17 protein-coding genes are annotated in these 16,089 nt (G+C 45.1%); all 17 read right to left on the bottom strand.

The window, feature by feature from the left end:
* Positions 1-28: 28 nt before the first annotated feature.
* Positions 29-856 carry a ribosome biogenesis GTPase YlqF gene (gene ylqF, locus DEAC_RS16315; protein WP_047811141.1) on the bottom strand — a complete coding sequence of 276 codons (828 nt, stop codon included), beginning with the start codon at positions 854-856 and terminating at the stop codon, positions 29-31.
* A gap of 63 nt (positions 857-919) precedes the next feature.
* Positions 920-1,432, bottom strand: coding sequence for a signal peptidase I (gene lepB / locus DEAC_RS16310; protein WP_047811140.1), 513 nt, complete (start codon positions 1,430-1,432; stop codon positions 920-922).
* A 306-nt stretch (positions 1,433-1,738) separates the two neighbouring features.
* Positions 1,739-2,086 (bottom strand): 50S ribosomal protein L19, encoded by a 348-nt coding sequence (gene rplS, locus DEAC_RS16305; RefSeq protein WP_047811139.1) that lies wholly within the window; start codon positions 2,084-2,086, stop codon positions 1,739-1,741.
* A 154-nt stretch (positions 2,087-2,240) separates the two neighbouring features.
* A complete protein-coding gene (locus tag DEAC_RS16300) occupies positions 2,241-2,798 on the bottom strand; it encodes an RNA methyltransferase (protein ID WP_047811138.1) in 558 nt (185 codons plus the stop codon).
* A 118-nt stretch (positions 2,799-2,916) separates the two neighbouring features.
* The gene (trmD, locus tag DEAC_RS16295) at positions 2,917-3,729 is read right to left on the bottom strand and encodes a tRNA (guanosine(37)-N1)-methyltransferase TrmD (RefSeq protein WP_047811137.1); all 813 of its coding nucleotides are present in this window, start codon (positions 3,727-3,729) and stop codon (positions 2,917-2,919) included.
* 3 nt (positions 3,730-3,732) lie between these two features.
* Positions 3,733-4,233: a ribosome maturation factor RimM gene (gene rimM / locus DEAC_RS16290; RefSeq protein ID WP_047811136.1), complete on the bottom strand. Its 501-nt coding sequence runs from the start codon at positions 4,231-4,233 to the stop codon at positions 3,733-3,735.
* A gap of 66 nt (positions 4,234-4,299) precedes the next feature.
* Positions 4,300-4,530, bottom strand: a complete 231-nt coding sequence (locus tag DEAC_RS16285) for a KH domain-containing protein (RefSeq protein ID WP_047811135.1) — start codon at positions 4,528-4,530, stop codon at positions 4,300-4,302.
* Positions 4,531-4,554: 24 nt separating this feature from the next.
* Positions 4,555-4,821: a 30S ribosomal protein S16 gene (gene rpsP, locus DEAC_RS16280; RefSeq protein ID WP_047811134.1), complete on the bottom strand. Its 267-nt coding sequence runs from the start codon at positions 4,819-4,821 to the stop codon at positions 4,555-4,557.
* A 57-nt stretch (positions 4,822-4,878) separates the two neighbouring features.
* On the bottom strand, positions 4,879-6,234 hold the full coding sequence (gene ffh / locus DEAC_RS16275; RefSeq protein ID WP_047811133.1) for a signal recognition particle protein: 1,356 nt from the start codon (positions 6,232-6,234) through the stop codon (positions 4,879-4,881).
* A 60-nt stretch (positions 6,235-6,294) separates the two neighbouring features.
* On the bottom strand, positions 6,295-6,651 hold the full coding sequence (locus DEAC_RS16270) for a putative DNA-binding protein (protein ID WP_047811132.1): 357 nt from the start codon (positions 6,649-6,651) through the stop codon (positions 6,295-6,297).
* Between the two features lie 74 nt (positions 6,652-6,725).
* On the bottom strand, positions 6,726-8,027 hold the full coding sequence (locus DEAC_RS16265; protein WP_047811131.1) for an amidohydrolase: 1,302 nt from the start codon (positions 8,025-8,027) through the stop codon (positions 6,726-6,728).
* 32 nt (positions 8,028-8,059) lie between these two features.
* On the bottom strand, positions 8,060-9,097 hold the full coding sequence (gene mtnA / locus DEAC_RS16260; RefSeq protein WP_047811130.1) for an S-methyl-5-thioribose-1-phosphate isomerase: 1,038 nt from the start codon (positions 9,095-9,097) through the stop codon (positions 8,060-8,062).
* Positions 9,098-9,113: 16 nt separating this feature from the next.
* On the bottom strand, positions 9,114-9,899 hold the full coding sequence (gene mtnP, locus DEAC_RS16255) for an S-methyl-5'-thioadenosine phosphorylase (protein WP_083996232.1): 786 nt from the start codon (positions 9,897-9,899) through the stop codon (positions 9,114-9,116).
* A gap of 4 nt (positions 9,900-9,903) precedes the next feature.
* Positions 9,904-10,827, bottom strand: a complete 924-nt coding sequence (ftsY, locus tag DEAC_RS16250; RefSeq protein WP_047811129.1) for a signal recognition particle-docking protein FtsY — start codon at positions 10,825-10,827, stop codon at positions 9,904-9,906.
* A 458-nt stretch (positions 10,828-11,285) separates the two neighbouring features.
* On the bottom strand, positions 11,286-11,456 hold the full coding sequence (locus DEAC_RS23620; protein WP_161796463.1) for a hypothetical protein: 171 nt from the start codon (positions 11,454-11,456) through the stop codon (positions 11,286-11,288).
* 268 nt (positions 11,457-11,724) lie between these two features.
* Positions 11,725-15,303, bottom strand: coding sequence for a chromosome segregation protein SMC (gene smc / locus DEAC_RS16245; protein ID WP_047811128.1), 3,579 nt, complete (start codon positions 15,301-15,303; stop codon positions 11,725-11,727).
* Entirely contained in the window at positions 15,293-16,081 is a 789-nt protein-coding gene (rnc, locus tag DEAC_RS16240; protein ID WP_047811127.1) for a ribonuclease III, read from the bottom strand. Before rnc ends, smc begins: the two co-directional genes overlap by 11 nt.
* Between the last annotated feature and the right edge of the window lie 8 nt (positions 16,082-16,089).

The following is a 16,089-nucleotide window of genomic DNA, read 5'->3' as shown; positions in this document are numbered from 1 at the left end:
TGAAATCCTTCCAAATAACGGAAAACACCTATCCAAATATATCCATGGTAATGGGGCCAAGCTGCCCTGTTCTCAGTTCACGCAAAAATATTTGAGCTGCTTTTAATGTATCCACCCGCCCGCCTCGAATCAAACAACCCCGTTTAATACCTATAGTCTCCAGGGTTATGTCCGAGTCAGAATTCTGATAGCGGCTTAAAGACTGGGGTGAATGTAATCTGAACCAATCAATCATCCAAAGGGCCAATTCTTCCAAATCAAAAACTTCGTCTTTAATCGCCCCTAAAACGGCAAGTTTACGTCCGATTTCAGGATCTTCAAACTTGGGCCATAACATACCCGGCGTATCCAAGAGTTCGACTCGATCATGGATCCGAACCCATTGATTTCCCCGGGTCACACCGGGCTTATTGCCAACTTTGACTTGGGCTCCCCCAGTCAATTGATTAATTAAAGATGATTTGCCGATATTAGGTATCCCCACGATCATAACCTTGATCATTTGCGGGCGAACGCCTTTTTCCGCAAGTTTCGCCTGTTTTTGCTGTACCATGCTTTCTAAGGCCGGTACAATCTGTTTAACGCCTTTTCCCGTAACAGCGCTCAATGCATAGGCTGGACTGATGCTTCTCAACTTTTCGAGCCATTTTACTGTCCAGTCAGGTTCTGCCAAATCAGCTTTATTGAGCAACAATAACTTTGGTTTTTTGCCAAGGATCTCATGTAATAAAGGATTGCGGCTGCTAGTCGGTATTCTGGCATCAGCAAGTTCTACGACAACATCAACCCATCTTAGCTGATCCGTTAAAAGACGCCTCGCTTTGGCCATATGCCCCGGAAACCACTGTATACTCACTAAAAACCTTCCTTATTAGTTTAAAACAACCTTTAATAAATTAAAGAACTTTAATAAATCAAATTAGAGAAACTTAACCCTTGGAAACGGGTAATAAACAAGCCAGGCTTTTCCTAAAAGATAGCTTTTAGGAAGAAGTCCCCATTCTCGGGAATCCTCGCTTTGACGGCGATTATCACCTAAAACAAACACTTTATCTTTAGGTACAACCTGCGGGCCATAAGGCGGATAATCTCCCGGTTTAACATAGGGCTCTTGAATTGCTTGGCCATTGACAAATACTTTATTATCACGAAGTTCGACTTTTTCTCCTTCAACAGCAATGACACGTTTAACAAACGTCCGTTTTGTGTCTTTGGGAAAAGCGAAGACAACGATATCTCCGCGGGTAGGAGCCCAAAGTCGATAGGCTAATCGGTTGACAAGAATACGATCTCCCGGAGCAATCCCCGGTTCCATGGATGGAGAAGGTATTAAATAGGGCTGTAACACTCCCCAACGCAGCAATCCTCCGCTTAGTAAAATAACCCCAAACAAAATTACGATCCACTTTCTTTTTGATTTTGATTGTTCCATTCCATAGCTCCCCTCTTGAACTACTTCATAGTATGAACAAGATTTTATGGAGCATACGTTAAAAATCAATAATCTCCAAAGTTATCACTAAGTCAAGTCTGATAACTCAAAATAGTTCTACGGATCGTATTAAAGAAGGCTCGGCTTGCGCCGAGCCTCGCGAGGGCGGAAGCCGTCAGGTTCTACTGCACCATCATCATGAATGATTGAGTGCCCGAAAAAGATTGCCTATTAAGAAGACCAACTGAGAATCTTTTTTGCATGCATGTAAAAAAAGGGCTAGATCGCTCCAGCCCATTTTTAACCTTAGATCGAACGCCGGTCGCGAATTCGTGCCGCCTTTCCGGACAAAGATCGTAAATAATAGAGTTTAGCCCGACGTACAATACCACGGCGAATTACCTCGATCTTATCTAAGCGAGGGGAATGCAAGGGAAATGTACGTTCAACTCCTACACCGGCAAATACACGCCGAACTGTAAAAGTCTCCCTGATACCGCCACCTTTCATGGCAATAACAAGTCCTTCAAACACCTGAATACGTTCACGAGTGCCCTCAACAATACGTACATGCACACGTACTGTGTCACCCGGACGGAAGTGAGGAAGATCCTTTTTCATTTGCTCTTCTTCAATCATGCGAATATAATCCATTATAAAATTACCCCCCTTCCTTGCCTAGATGTTCATACACTGGTTTGGCAGCGAGAGGACCATCCTTTTTAGACCAATTTATATTATCATAACCTGTTTAGTTATGCAACTTCCATTTACAAAATATAATAATTCGGTCTTTTCTTAATACTTATCAGTGTCCCCTTAAACGATCTAGAATAATGGCTACTGCCGACCTTACGGATAAATGATTATAATCTGTAGGGCCATAAACTGGTTCAAGGATTTGATCCATAGATTCCATGTCTTCTTTTAACAGTCCCCAGCCCGTGCCAAATAAAAGCAGAATAGGCGTTTCCGTAGTGTCAATATCCTTGCGCAATTGCGCGTAGGAAACTGTATTCGCGTATTTCCGAGCATCCGTAGCCACTCTCAAGGGAGCCACTCCTTGCTCAGCTGTGATCTCAGCATAAACTTCGGCTAAATCCGCAGCGATCTTCACCTTAGAAAAGGCCTCTTGGCGATCCGGATTATATTCTGCACCATACCCATCTTGCCAAAAACCCATAATTCGTTTAGCCAACTGACGCTGAGCTTCAGCAGGATGTACAACATAGTAGCGTTTAATCCCATAAGTCGTTGAACTGCGAGCAATATCATGTAAATCTAAATTCGTGATTGAGGTTGCAACCGTTTCCATGTTTTTATTGTAAACCGGTGCATGGATTAAAGCTAGGTAGATATCCGCCACGATATTTCCTCCTGATCTCTATACGAACTTTATAATTACTGAATCCTATATATTATCTCGTCTTTATACGTCCCCTGCCCTGCTTCCTGAAGATCTATGGCCTTTCCAGCCATGTAGATTACTCAAGTAATTTTAAACGTCGACGTTTTTTCGGCGGAGGACAGAGGAATTCCCACGTTTCACGCCATACGGCCATTTCTGGATGTTCAAGAAGAAGTTCTTCCAAAATGGAATAATCCTCAGGTTCGAAACTTAAATGTTTAAACAAATCCGGACGCCGCAAAAAGGTTCGTCGCAGGGATTCCTTTCTGCGCCACCGCTTAATGTTAGCATGATGCCCGGAAAGCAGGACTTCGGGGACGATTCTTCCCTCAAAATCTGCAGGCCTGGTATATTGCGGATATTCCAAAAGCAGTTTACTATGGGATTCTTCCTCAGCAGAAGTTTCCTGCCCTAATACACCGGGAACTAACCGGGCTACAGCGTCCATCATAACCATTGCCGCCAGCTCTCCCCCCGTCAGAACATAATCACCCAGCGAAGCCTCTTCATCTGCCAACTCACGAATCCGTTCATCAAAGCCTTCATAGTGCCCGCAAATAAACACCAACTCTTCATACTCGGACCAGCGTTGAGCTGTATCCTGGCGAAAAACCTGACCCTGCGGAGACATCAGGATTGTTCGCCGTCTGCCTTGCACTTGAGGCAAATCCCGCACGGCAGCAAAAATAGGCTCCGGCTTCAAAACCATCCCAACCCCGCCGCCATATGGAATATCATCAACATTTTTATGTTTGCTGACTGCATACTTGCGAAAATCTATGAACTCAAATTCTAAATATCCTGCCGCCTGAGCACGTTTGAGAATGCTTTCATGCACAGGCGCAAACATCTCCGGAAACAAGGTCAAAACAATCATTTTAATCGGCATCTGCTAGTCCTCCAACAACCCTGGGGGAAGCTCAACATCCATCCGTCGGCCTTTAACATCCACATGTTTGACAACGCTTTTAAGGGCAGGAACACAAATTTCTCCGCGAGTCCCTTTGACAATATAAACATCATTAGCACCCGTTTCTAAGACCTGGGTCAGAACTCCCAAAAAGGTCTCCCCATCATATACCTTCATCCCCTCAAGCTCAAAATAATACCAACCTTCCTGAAGAGGAGGAACTTCCGAACGATCAATCCGGACCTCCCAGCCACGAAATGCTTCCGCCTGTTCAATACTCTCAATACCTTCAACCGAGAGCAGGACATGATCCGGCTGTACAACGGCAGAAATAACTTTAAAGCGTTGATTTGTCCTTCCCTTACCCAGGATAACTTCCCGCAGCCGAGAAAACCGCTCCGGGTCACTGGTAATAGGATAGACTTTTAACATCCCGCTCACACCGTGAGGACGTAAAACTTCACCAATCAGCACTTCTTCCATTTTTCAGGCCCTTTCTTTCAATTTATATCCTAAAACATTAAGAAGGGCCCTAAGCCCTTCTTAACATCATTGATCAATGTCCATATGAACTCGGCGACCATCTTTAACGGCAGCGGCTTTGACCAGCGTACGAATAGCGTTCGCGATCTTTCCCTGTTTACCGATAACCTTCCCCATGTCTTCAGGAGCGACAGTAAGCTGCAAATGCACGCTCTTGTCTGTCTCAGACTGTGCAACAAGAACCTGGTCGGGATGATCGACCAAGGCTTTCGCGAGGATTTCAACAAGTTCCTTCACAGGAACCACCCCCCACACACTACTCTAGTTCTTGGACTCGTGGAATTTTGTTAAGATACCCGCTTGACTTAACAAAGACTTAGCAGTATTTGAAGGCTGAGCTCCCGTAGAAAGCCATTTTAAAGCCTTTTCCTCGTCGATGTTTATAACAACAGGGCTCTTTGTCGGATCATAATAACCGATTTGCTCAATAAAGCGTCCATCACGCGGAGCTGAAGACTCGGCAATTACCATACGATAGAAAGGTTTCTTCTTTGCACCGATACGGCACAAACGAATTTTCGTAGCCATCTTTTCACCTCCTTTACAGAATACCCAAATTTACAGGACCGTAGTCCTCGGTTGGGATCAGAAGCCCTTAAACGCAGCTTTCTTACCCTTCTTGCCCTTCTTACCCATTCCGAACATTCCCATACCGCCGGAACTCGTCAATTGCTTCATCATTTTTTGCATCTGTTCAAATTGCTTTAATAGCCGCCCAACCTCCTGAACGCTTGTTCCGCTTCCTTTAGCAATCCGCTTTTTCCGAGAATCTTTAATAAGGGCGGGCTTTCTGCGTTCTTCAAGAGTCATAGAGCGAATAATCGCTTCAATATGAGCAGTGTCTTTTTCATCAATTTTTACATCTTTTAATTGTTTTCCGACACCGGGAATCATTTCCAAAAGAGACGACAAAGGTCCCATCTTCTTCATCTGCTGCATTTGATCGAGAAAATCATCAAGTGTGAATTCTTGCTTGCGCAGCTTTTGTTCCATCTCTTTGGCTTTTTTCTGATCAAAGGACTCCTGAGCTTTCTCAATGAGAGTCAGAACATCCCCCATCCCCAAAATCCGAGATGCCATGCGGTCTGGATGGAAAGGTTCTATGGCATCCATTTTTTCACCGGTCCCGGCGAACTTAATCGTGCAGCCAGTAACTGCTTTAATGGATAGTGCTGCCCCGCCTCGCGTGTCTCCGTCTAGTTTTGTCAGAATGACACCGTCAAGACCGATTTCCTTGTGAAAAGACTCCGCCACATTGACAGCATCCTGTCCAGTCATAGCATCTACTACCAACAGGATTTCATGAGGTCTAACAGCAGTTTTAATTGCCCGGAGTTCATCCATCAATTCTTCATTGATGTGTAAGCGGCCCGCTGTATCAATAATCACAACATCATGGCCATTTTGATTAGCATGGTTTATACTGGCAACCGCAATATCCGCCGGAGGTTCCTGCCCCATAGAAAACACAGGCACATTCAGTTGTTCTCCCAAGACCTGCAATTGCTTAATGGCCGCAGGGCGATAAATATCACAAGCTACCAGCAAGGGATGTTTCCCCTGTTTCTTAAGCATGTTGGCAAGTTTGGCGGCATGGGTTGTTTTCCCTGCGCCTTGCAATCCCAACAGCAAAATCACAGTAGGCGGTTTTGGAGCGATCAGGATTTTTCCCGTTGCTCCCCCCATCAGGTCAATCATTTCCTCATGGACAATTTTGATCACTTGTTGCGCCGGAGAAAGGGATTCCAAAACGTCTTGCCCAATGCAGCGTTCCTTAACTTTAGCGACGAAGTCTTTAACTACTTTAAAGTTAACATCCGCCTCGAGCAAAGCAATACGCACTTCTCTCATGGCTTCGGTAACATCAGCTTCTTTTAAGATGCCTTTTCCCTTAAGTCGCTTAAATGTTTCTTGGAGTTTATCGCTTAGTCCTTGAAACATATCTTTGGGACACCTCCTGTGTCGTCGCCTCGTAAACCTTAGTTCTGGAGCAACTTACTCTCAAATATTAACTATATCCTCTATCTTAACGCCAATTTGGCAGTGACGTTCCCAAGCCTCAGAACTGGAAAAATCTTGCTCGCTCAGCCCCTGCATCAAAGTCTGCACTTCTGCGAGCTTCTCCCTTTCCTTCCAAAATCTTTGGACAAGTCCTAACTTATGTTCATATTCTTCAAGGATTCTCTCTGTTCGCTTAAGCAAGTCATGAATCGCTTGGCGACTGATATGTTCCAACTCAGCTATTTCCGCAAGTGAAAGATCCTGTTGGTAATGCAGATCCCAAACGTTTCGCTGCTTTTCTGTGAGCAGCGGACCATAAAAGTCTGCGAAAAGAGCCATTAAGGCAAGTTTCTCCATATCGATCCCCCTGTAAAGTAATTTTACTTTACATTCGAATTTTAGACTAAAAGCAATGATTTGTCAAGAACCTATTACCCATTCAAAGCATTTGCAATCCTCTTAGCCCTGATTTCCGCTTCCTGACATACCTTGTGAACATCAAGAGTAAGGATTTTTCGATCCTCCATCAGTATCTTGCCATCGACCATCATCATGCGTACATCTCCCGCATGAGCCACATAGGCTAGATGAGCTGGAATAGAAAACCGCGGATAAAAATGGGGCTGATCCAGATCAACTGTAATTAGATCTGCTTTAAAACCCGGAGCCAACATTCCTACGTCTTCAAGACCTAAACTTTGAGCGCCGTTAACTGTAGCCATCTCAAGCACTTCATAAGCAGGGAGGGCTGTAGAATTCACCCGAAGTTTCTGTTGAAAAGCTGCCGAACGCATCTCCCCGAAAAGATCGAGATTATTATTACTGGAGGCTCCATCGGTACCTAAACTTACAACAATTCCCTGAGCCCGAAGTTCTGTGATAGGGGCAGTTCCGCTGTTTAATTTCATGTTGCTTTCCGGATTATAGGCTACACAAACCTTATTGCGTGCTAAAATATCCATATCTTTCCTGGTTAGATGAACACAGTGAGCTGCCACTACATGACCGCCAAACAAGCCTAACTCTTCTAACCATTCCACAGGAGTCTTCCCATATTGATCATGAATCATTTTAATTTCATCAAGAGTTTCTGCCACATGAATATGAATTCCCACACCTAAACGATCCGCATGGGCTTTTACTTTCTGAAGATATTCTCCGGAGCAAGTATAAGGAGCATGAGGGCCAAACATGACCTTAAGCCGTCCTTGACCGGCACCTTGATAACGTCTGACAAGATCAATGCCTTCTTGCAGGGCGCGCTCACCATTTGGGCCATTCCCTATAAGTCCACGAGAAAGAACAGCACGAGTACCTGCCTGTAGGACGGCTTCGGCGACTTGATCCATTGAGGCATACATATCGAGCATCGTAGTTGTTCCTGAACGGATCATTTCGCAAAGCGCTAAGCTTGTTCCCCAATAAATATCCTCCTCGGTCATCTTGTCCTCAAAAGGCCAAACCTTTTCATTTAACCAAGGCATAAGAGGAAGATCATCGGCATAACTCCTTAGCAAGGTCATTGCTGCATGGGTATGAGTATTAATTAAACCCGGCATGACAACATCATTAGGCAAATTAAGGACTCGATCAGGGACAAAGTTCTCAGGTGCAGAACCTTCTTCCCCAACTGATACAATCCGATCGCCATCAATGCCAATTTCTCCGCGGGAATAAAAAACTTCGGGGCCGGTCATAGGCAAAACCATAGCCCGAATTAATAGTTTCGACAAGCTCTATCACTCCCTACATTGTGCCTATCACCTTAAGAACGCACCATTAACTTAAGAAGGTTGACTGAATATGGTGCCGTGACAATTCCTTTCTCCGTGATGATTCCCGTAATATATTTCGCCGGAGTAACATCAAAAGCCGGATTGTAAACGTTAACATCTTCAGGAGCCATAGGCACGCCAAAACATTCTTTCATTTCTTTAGCCGGTCTTTCTTCAATAGGAATCTCTTGCCCTGTGGCAACTTTTAAATCAATAGTTGAGGTTGGAGCCGCCACATAAAAGGGAACTTCATGGGCCTGAGCCAAAACCGCTAAGGAATACGTTCCTATTTTATTGGCTGTATCTCCATTGGCAGCGATACGATCTGCCCCCACAATAACTAAGTCGACTTTGCCTTGCTGCATTAGTGAGCCCGCCATATTATCAGCTATTAATGTCACAGGGATTTTGTCATTCATAAGCTCTAAAGCAGTTAGTCTTGCCCCCTGTAACAAAGGCCTTGTTTCATCCGCATACACGTGAATTGATTTACCGGAAGAATAAGCAGTACGAATAACACTTAACGCCGTTCCATACTCTACAGTCGCTAAAGCTCCGGCATTGCAGTGTGTAAGGATATTACCTTTCTCCGGAACAACCTCATTCCCAAGTTCTCCAATCAATCGATTCATACGCCGATCGTCTTCAGCAATACGGTCAGCTTCCTCGATAAGTGCCTTCCGCACTCCGTCCAAGTCCTCAATTTCCCAGCAATCACGCAAACGATCTTCCATGCGGCGCAAGGCCCAAAACAAATTCACTGCTGTTGGACGCGTCTGGGCTAAACGCCCCTGGACTGTTTCCATAAAGTCTGTCAAGCCTTGTCTGGGACCATTATATTCGAGGGCACCGAGCACATAGCCATAGGCCACTGCAGCCCCAATAGCAGGAGCTCCGCGAACTTCCATTTTTTCAATAGCTTCGGCAACTTCCTCATAGGATTTAGCATCTCGGTAGGCCGTTTCTCTAGGTAACTTGGTCTGATCTAATATTCTTAAAATATTTCCCAGCCATTCGATTGATTTCATCATCCCACCGCCCTTTCTAAAACTTACCAACTTCTTGATTCGCAGAAGGACACCAACAACTCTGTTCAGGAGACAAAACCTCAAAGGTTCCCTGAAGGAGTTCCGCGGCCTTCCTACCTAAGTTTTTCAAACTCTCCGTTACTTCAGCATGACTTAAGCGATGATCCGCAATCCCAGCGGCTTCATTAGTTACCATTCCGACAGAAGCATAACACATCCCGAGTTCCCGCGCCAAAACTACTTCCGGGACACTTGTCATGCCAACCACATCCGCTCCGAGCTGCTGAAACATCCGTATTTCCGCAGGCGTCTCAAATCTCGGCCCTTCTGTACAAACATAACATGCCCCATCCTTAACTACAATCCCAATTTTTTCGGACACATCCAAAACAGCCTTCTTCAGATAAGGACAATAAGGTTCAGTCATATCCACATGGAGGACTCCCTGATCTTCGCCTTCAAAAAATGTTTGAGGACGACTCTTAGTAAAATCTAAAAACTGACTTAAAAGAACTAATTCACCCAAACGATAATTTCGGGATAAAGAACCGACTGCTGCTGTCGCTAAAATCTTGCGCACTCCCAAAGAATGCAGAGCCCAAATATTGGCCCTATAATTCACCAAGTGAGGAGGGGCAGCATGTCCATGGCCATGACGGCTTAAAAAAACAATTTCACGGCCCGCAATCTTCCCAACCATTGGGTGAACTGTCCCATAAGGTGTCTCCACCGTAAGCAAACATTGATCCATTAAGGTGAAATTTTCAACACCTGTACCGCCAATTAAGGCAAACTGACGCAAATTATCACTCCTCAGAATTGCCGAAAAGAGCCTCAGCAAAGTCTTTGGGCACAAAGGGGCGCAAATCTTCCATACCCTCACCGATTCCAATCCATTTCACAGGAATTCGCGTTTCCCCCTGAATTCCCAGAACAACGCCGCCTTTTGCCGTTCCATCGAGTTTTGTTAAAACAATTCCCGTAACCCCGGCAACCTCTTGGAATAATTTTGCCTGCTGCAAGGCGTTTTGGCCAGTTGTCGCATCTAACACGAGAAGAACTTCCTGAGACGCACCAGGAATTTCCCGCTCGATCACCCGCTTAACCTTTCGCAATTCTTCCATTAAATTCACTTTATTATGAAGACGTCCCGCGGTATCCACAAGAACAACATCTAAATCGCGCGACTTTGCTGCCTGCACCGCATCATATGCAACCGCAGCCGGATCAGCACCTTCACGCTGCTTAATCACCTCAACTCCCGAACGTTCTCCCCAAACCTCCAATTGATCAATAGCCGCTGCCCGAAACGTATCCCCGGCAGCCAGAACAACACGTTTTCCATCCTTTTTAAAACGATTAGCAAGCTTCCCGATCGTCGTCGTCTTACCAACTCCATTAACTCCAACGACCAGAATAATACTCGGCCCCCGCGCCGCAAAAGCAATCGTTTCCTCCTCACCTAACAATTCCACAATCAGCTCTTGAAGAACCTTAGTCAACTCTTGAGGATCAGAAATCTTCCGCTGTTTCACCTCTTTGCGCAAACGTTCAACCAGCTCCATGGAGGTATTAACTCCAACATCTGAACGAATCAATACCTCTTCCAATTCCTCAAATAACTCTTCATCAATTTTTTTATAACCGGTAAAAATTTGCTCAACTTTTTCCACGAAATTTTGACGTGTTTTCGTTAGACCAGCCTTCAGCTGCGAAAAAAAACCTGCCATACTGTACTATGCCACCCTCCCATATCGTGATTCGAAATCACAATTCACAGACCGAAATCAGACATAGATGGTATCACTCATTTTGTATGTCGTTTTTGCTCAACTCATGCCAAAAACAAAATACTGATGAATTGTTTACCATATATACCATATCTTTATGTAACCAAAATAGCAAGTCAAAAAGGGGTCGGTTTTCTTGTTACTAAACCAATCCCTATAATATAACTCAAAAAACTCCATTATATTCGGTCAGGAGAACTCTCTCTCCTTACCTTGTCTACTCACTGTCCCCTAGTCCGTTCCAAAACAGACGGCGCACATTTATGTGCCGTCACCCCAAATTCCGTCTCCCGTTTTCGTTTTCCAAACCGATTCCGGACAAGGACTGATTCGTTAATTCCTTCTTTATTTGACCCCAACAAAAGAGCATCTCCCGATCCACCCACAGCAGACGGTGCTCATTTTTGTGCCGTCACCCAAAGTTCCGTCTCCATTTCGATTCCTAAGCCGACCCCGGACAAGGATTGTTTCGTTAATTCCTTCTTTATTTGGCCCAAACAAAAAATCATACCCGATTCGCCCGAGATTCCGCTTTTTACGTCCCCCGACCCAAGTCCGAGACGCAGCATGATACGGGAGTGAGGTCTTTACGTGAGCAGCTCAGCAAACTCCGTGAAAGCGACCCCAGACACGGGGCGGTGCACAGGGATGTGCACCGCCACCATAGCGCCATGGATGGCGCTTATGGTACGATAATCTCCAGTGGAGATTATCGCCGGAGGCGGATTCTTCAAAAAATACTATCGCCGGAGGATGAACCCCGCTCCCCAAAGAAAAAGCTTGAACGGGTAGTTTGCTCTGCGAACGTATGACCGAGCGACGTATCATGCAAGTCTCTCATGCAAGTCTCTCATTCAACCGTACCGAAAGCAGCTTAGAAACCCCGCTCTCCTCCATAGTAATCCCATACAAAATGTCCGCCGATTCCATAGTCCCTTTTCTATGCGAAATAACCACAAATTGCGTTGAGTCAGATAAGCGGTGAAGATACTGGGCAAACCTCTGTACATTAGCATCGTCGAGAGAGGCTTCAATTTCATCTAAAATACAAAATGGACTGGGTTTTACGCGCAAGAGGGCGAAAAGGAGAGCTATTGCTGTTAAAGCCCGTTCCCCCCCGGAAAGCAGTGAAAGCAGCTGAGGTTTTTTACCGGGCGGCTGGGCGATAATCTCCACACCCGTTTCTAATAATTTATCAGGTTCAACTAAAGACAGTTCGGCATTGCCGCCAATGAAAAGCTCCTTAAAGACTTCTTGAAAGGCCGAGTTCACGGCATTAAAACTTTCTAAAAAGCGGACACTCATAGTTTCATCAAGCTCATTAATTAATTGGCGCAGTGTCTGATCAGCTTCAACTAAATCCTTTTGCTGAGCCAGCATAAATTCCTTTCGTTCACGCAGCTTAGGAAATTCTTCAATAGCCGCCTGATTAATCGGGCCAAGTTCCTCAATGCGCCGTTTTAATTCTTGAACTCTTTTCCCGATAGCTGTTCTCTCTTCTTGGGTAAGATAAGTCACAGCTTCTTCCCATTGAAGGGAAAACTCCTCTTCAAGACGGGTTAGCCCTGTTTGGCACTCTGTCTCCCAGCGAACAATCCGAAGATCATTGGCATGTAAACGTTGTTCATTTGTGTGGACTTTTTGACTTTGAGCATGCATTTCTTGTTCTAGTGCCTGGGCTCGGGCTAATAGGTCTTCCTTCTCCTGTCTTAGCTTCATCAGAGAGTATTGCAAAGACTCCTGAGCCTTGCCATGGCTTTCCAGACTCTCGTTTAATTCCAGTTGTTCTTTGTCGACCGTCTCAAGGTTATGCTGGAAGGTAAAGAAGTTATGTTTTTTCTGTTTAAGACTTTGTTCACTTTCTCTGTAAGTTTCTTTTTCCTGTCCAATTTGCTCTGAGCACTGGGCCAGTTCTTGCTCCCACTTAGCTAAGCTTACCTTTTCCTGGGTCAACAGCTCCCTGCCTTGATTGAGTTCGTCGGCAGCTGTTTGTGCTTCTTGTTCTCGTTGATTAAATTCTGCGCGTATCCTGCGGGAATTATTTTCTGCTTTTTCAAATTGCTCCGTACTCTTTTGCAAATTCAGAGTTATTTCGTCAATCTCCCGCAGGGTTCCCTGTTTACGCTGATCTAACCCACTCAAATCGTTACCGATGCGCCGTATCTGGCCTAAGGAATTGTCATTGGCCGTTTTAAGGATGACCTGACGTTCTTTTTCTCGACGCTGCTTCTGAATTAAGGTTTCCAGATTTTCTTGAAGCTCTCTTTCTTGACTTTCCAGCCTCAGGGATTCCTGTTCTTTTTCCTTATAGTTTTTTTCCAATTGACTTAATTCAGAGCGCAGTGTTTCTATTTCACGCGAACGCCCCAGCAGATTTCCGCCTTTGCGATGAATGCTGCCGCCAGATAAGGAACCTCCCGGGTGTACTTGGTCCCCTTCTAATGTAACAATTCGCAGCTTATACCCGGACATTCGTGCGATCCGTGTTGCAGCATCCATATCTGTGACAACCACGATACGGCCCAACAGAAATTCAATAGCCTTTTGGTATTTGGGATCATAGCCTACCAAATCTACGGCAATTCCAATAAATCCGGGATCATTTTCCACAGTTCTAGCGACACTCATCCTGTTGCCTTGAATTACATCCAAAGGCAAGAAGGTAACTCTTCCCAGCTGATGGGCTTTTAAATATCCTATCGCGGTTTTAGCAGCTTGTTCATTTTCAGCGACGACATTTTGCAGGCCCGCTCCGAGAGCTGTTTCTATGGCGACTTCATGGTTCTCCTGCACAGAAATCAAATCGGCCACAGTACCACAGAGTCCAGAACCTTCGCGAATTCCTTTTTTCTTCGCGAGCATCACCTCTCGGACCCCGCGTTGATATCCCTCCAGGGAATCCTCCAAACTTTGTAAGGCATGTAACCGAGCGCGAGTTTGATCCATTCTTGTGCGATGATGCTGCAATTCGCCAGTTTTAGCTTGGCGTAATCCCTTTAGCTTTTCCAACTCCGACTGAAGTTGGACTTTTTCCCGCTGATAAGCTTCTGCTTGCTCCTGCAAACGGAAAAGTTCCTGTTCTTGGGCTTCCGCTTCCTCCGTCATGGTTTGGAGTTCATGTTCCTTATTGGCTTGCTCACGTTGTAGTTGCAGAAGCTGCTGCTCCAGTGAGGCTAGGGAATGTCTCATACCCGTAAGAGCATTCGAACAATTCGCTTGTTCTGTCATCGCTTCAAAGAGATCGGCTTTTAAACGGTCGATATCTTCTCTCAGTTCATGGTCCCGGGCATTTGCTAATTTAGACTCATGTTCAGCAACCCTTTGACGGGATTCCTCTACCGTTAAGCTTAGAACTGCTTGTTTTGCCGTCAAGGTTTGCTGACGCTGTTCTAATTGCCGAAGTTTATCTTCACCCTCGTTCATCTCCTGGGCTAAACGTTCAATTTGTTCCTTAAAATTATTTGCTCGTTCCAAACGTAAACTCTGCTCATGTTTTACAGAATTATAGGCCTGTTCAGCCTGGAAAGCCTCTGCTTGTTTGGCCTGAATTTCTTCATCCATCGTTTTGAGCTTAATTTTTTGCTGCAGATCTTGGCTTTCTATTTGACTTAAAAGAGTCTGAGCTTCTATTAAGCCGTGTTTCATTGTTTCAGAATCCTGCGTTGCTGCCGCCAACTTCTGTTTGACATCGGCAACATCTAAAACGACAGCTTGAATTTCCAGGGATTTTTGTTCAGCCATAAGGGCAAGGCTTTCTTCGGCCACTTGGGCTTGGGCAGCCAGAGGAGTCAATTGTCCCTCAATCTCTTGGATTATATCCTCAAGACGTTGGAGATTAGTGGTTGTAGCATCAAGGCGTTTTAAAGCTTCGCGCTTCCGATAACGGTATTTTGTAATCCCAGCCGTTTCTTCAATCAATGATCGACGTTCTTCCGACTTAAGATTTAAAATTTCCTCAACCCGCCCCTGCCCAATGATCGAAAATCCTTCCTTACCAGCCCCGGTATCCATAAATAACTCTTGAATATCCTTCAGGCGGCATGACGCTTTGTTAATCAAATATTGTCCTTCGCCATCGCGATAAACTCGACGGGTTACGGTAACTTCGCGAAAGTCCAAAGGAAACATTCCTGTTTCATTATCAAAAATCAGAGAAACTTCGGCCATACCTACAGGTTTGCGCTTAGTGCTTCCGGCAAAAATTACGTCTTCCATTTTGGAGCCTCTCAGACTCTTGGCACTCTGCTCCCCCAAAACCCAACGCACGGCATCCGCAACATTACTTTTACCGCTTCCATTGGGCCCTACGATAACACTAAGACCATGACCAAGCTCTAATTTAACGCGATCAGCAAACGATTTAAATCCTTGAATATGAATTTCCTTCAAGAATACGGGGAAATTCTCAGGACTCATCGCTTTCTTTCCCCCAGTTCTCTAAGACCTGCTGGGCAGCGTGCTGTTCTGCTTCCTTCTTTGTCCGGCCGATTCCTTTACCCATCAGCTTTCCTCGCAGAAAAACCCCGGCTGTAAAGGATTTATTATGATCAGGACCTTCTTCAATCAAAATTTGATAACTCACTTCAATTTCTTGGTGCTGGGCCTTTTCTTGCAGCATTGTTTTATAGTCACCATAATTTCCTTGAGCAACGTCGTCAATGGCGGGTTTAAGCATTTCTAAAATAACTCGCCTTGACTCTTGAAAACCATATTGCAAATATATCGCGCCGATAACAGCCTCCCAGGCATCAGCTAAAATTGAAGGCCTTTCTCGCCCGCCTGAGACTTGTTCTCCTTTGCCAAGTAAGAGTTCCTGCCCCAAACTAATCTCATGGGCCTTACGGGCTAAAGTTGTTTCATTGACAACAGCAGCCCTCATTTTAGTGAGTTCTCCTTCCGGACGGTCAGGATAATTAAGATACAGATACTCAGCAACGACAAAATCCAAAATTGCATCTCCTAAAAACTCCAGGCGCTGGTTATTTTCTCTGCCCGACTGGGGATTTTCAAAGACATAGGAAGGATGAGTCAAAGCAGTAATAAAGAGTCGATTGGGAGGAGCATCCAATCCCAATCGCTTTGCCAAATTAAGTCCCAGGTCTTTTTTGCTGGAGATAAATCCATAACGTTTCCGTCCCGATTTCCCATCTGACTTTGCAGAGACAGGCATCGAGCTGTGGTTCCTTTGTCCCATTTCTCAAG

The organism is Desulfosporosinus acididurans, from assembly GCF_001029285.1.
Lineage (GTDB): Bacteria > Bacillota > Desulfitobacteriia > Desulfitobacteriales > Desulfitobacteriaceae > Desulfosporosinus > Desulfosporosinus acididurans.
This window is presented reverse-complemented; position numbering and strand designations above follow the sequence as displayed.

What these genes read in the sequence shown, in the direction of transcription:
- mtnA (WP_047811130.1), bottom strand. Translation starts at nt 9,097, where the DNA reads ATGAAATCAATCGAATGGCTGGGAAATATTTTAAGAATATTAGATCAG.
- rimM (WP_047811136.1), bottom strand. Translation starts at nt 4,233, where the DNA reads ATGGAAGAAGTGCTGATTGGTGAAGTTTTACGTCCTCACGGTGTGAGC.
- DEAC_RS23620 (WP_161796463.1), bottom strand. Translation starts at nt 11,456, where the DNA reads ATGCTGCGTCTCGGACTTGGGTCGGGGGACGTAAAAAGCGGAATCTCG.
- rplS (WP_047811139.1), bottom strand. Translation starts at nt 2,086, where the DNA reads ATGGATTATATTCGCATGATTGAAGAAGAGCAAATGAAAAAGGATCTT.
- smc (WP_047811128.1), bottom strand. Translation starts at nt 15,303, where the DNA reads ATGAGTCCTGAGAATTTCCCCGTATTCTTGAAGGAAATTCATATTCAA.
- rpsP (WP_047811134.1), bottom strand. Translation starts at nt 4,821, where the DNA reads ATGGCTACGAAAATTCGTTTGTGCCGTATCGGTGCAAAGAAGAAACCT.
- rnc (WP_047811127.1), bottom strand. Translation starts at nt 16,081, where the DNA reads ATGGGACAAAGGAACCACAGCTCGATGCCTGTCTCTGCAAAGTCAGAT.
- ffh (WP_047811133.1), bottom strand. Translation starts at nt 6,234, where the DNA reads ATGTTTCAAGGACTAAGCGATAAACTCCAAGAAACATTTAAGCGACTT.
- ftsY (WP_047811129.1), bottom strand. Translation starts at nt 10,827, where the DNA reads ATGGCAGGTTTTTTTTCGCAGCTGAAGGCTGGTCTAACGAAAACACGT.
- trmD (WP_047811137.1), bottom strand. Translation starts at nt 3,729, where the DNA reads ATGCCGATTAAAATGATTGTTTTGACCTTGTTTCCGGAGATGTTTGCG.
- lepB (WP_047811140.1), bottom strand. Translation starts at nt 1,432, where the DNA reads ATGGAACAATCAAAATCAAAAAGAAAGTGGATCGTAATTTTGTTTGGG.
- DEAC_RS16270 (WP_047811132.1), bottom strand. Translation starts at nt 6,651, where the DNA reads ATGGAGAAACTTGCCTTAATGGCTCTTTTCGCAGACTTTTATGGTCCG.